The following is a 1,462-nucleotide window of genomic DNA, read 5'->3' on the forward strand; positions in this document are numbered from 1 at the left end:
CGCTTGATGGTATTTATGATTTGCTCACGACGCTTGACAAGTCAGGTTTGAACGAATTGTCGCCTTTCTTCGCTCACTTGGTTGGTTTATTCACGTCATACCATAATCATGGCCAATTTGATGGTAGTGCTCAACCCAATGTTCAATCAACTTTGCAATGCCTCCTGGCAGCCTCCTGGCTGCAAACTTACGCATTTGCGCAACAGCATGCAATTCCATTTCATGGGTCTTTGGAGTGACATTGAATTTCAATCAGCGAATGTTGCCACATAGCTAAAATGAATACATATATGAGCGCAATGATTGCAATCTTCTTCGGTAGGGTCTTGCTTATGGACAGCGGCAAAACATCTCAACAGGTTCCAGTTTGTGCTGATTCTTCTTCTCCAAGAAGGGAGCAATTACGTCGCGTAGATAAAGGCTTAATCATCTTTGATGTGTCCACAGATGATGATGATGAGAAAGTGGCAGCGGATCTGCACCAGAATTAATTGTTGCTGAGGCTTTGATTGTTTCACCTTCTTCTTGGTAGTGCCCGATACGAAAAGATCCAGCTTAGGCGTTTTGTTTTCATCTGCATCAGAGGAAGGATTTAGTTTGTTCAAATAGACACCGCTGTTTGTCATTTCAGGACAGCCATTGGGATCATCGCCCAAACCATAGCATTAGTGTTTGGCCATTTCTATTGCATATTGGCATTATTGATGCGACATCATTCTTCCTTGCATTCACAAAATCAGCAGCCAAAAAATAGTGCTGCATATATCGCGGTGATAGACCGAACACCCGATTGAGACTGAATCGACAGTTGCGCCGCACAGAGAAGCACCAAGCACTTGTGTTGGCATCATCTGAGACCGGTTGATGAACTCAGCTAAGAGCAAATGAGCATAATAAGCATGTCGAGTCTCTGCGAAGTCTCACCAAGACTTGTCGTCACGGGAGCGGAGTCAAAAATTTTGACAATGATAGTTTGACTCTCCTAGTGCCGTATTTTTATGCTATGTTGATAAGTGAGTTTAGAGACGCAATTTCAAATACGGCAACAGGAGATTGTATATTGACTAGATTATTGGATGCGTCGTCCGTAGGGGTGCTTGGCTTGTGATTGGGTTCTCATTGTCACTAAAAAAGTTGCTTGGTGATGAAAAACTCCATACTCACGGAATTGGCAGCTCCGTCACCAGAAAACTCCTTTGTGACCGCGCAAAAAAAGTAAATAATTCCTACGTAGACATTTTTGTCCTATTAAGCCATACGCTCTTGGCGCTCGTGCCATGAAGATGACAATGAGCACGTCGAGCAGCATTGCAGTCATAATAATATTATGATCGCCAATGACTGAGGCGCTTTAGTGTCCACTGTTCGTCCTTTATCATACCGCGTAATTTCTCCACTCCCGTACTTCCTCTATCCCTCCAGCAATGCCAATGTCCACCCAAGTCAATCGCCGCCGTGCACG

At 44.1% G+C, this 1,462-nt stretch carries 2 protein-coding genes; both read left to right on the top strand.

All coding sequences use genetic code 11. The features are described from left to right. The coding region (locus GY683_RS04660) for a hypothetical protein (protein ID WP_297287638.1) at nt 1-239 on the top strand (239 nt) is incomplete at its 5' end. 51 nt (nt 240-290) lie between these two features. After that, a complete protein-coding gene (locus tag GY683_RS04665) occupies nt 291-491 on the top strand; it encodes a hypothetical protein (protein WP_297287639.1) in 201 nt (66 codons plus the stop codon). The last annotated feature ends 971 nt before the right edge of the window (nt 492-1,462 follow it).

Origin of the sequence: Moraxella sp., assembly GCF_024227015.1 — a bacterium.
Lineage (GTDB): Bacteria > Pseudomonadota > Gammaproteobacteria > Pseudomonadales > Moraxellaceae > Moraxella.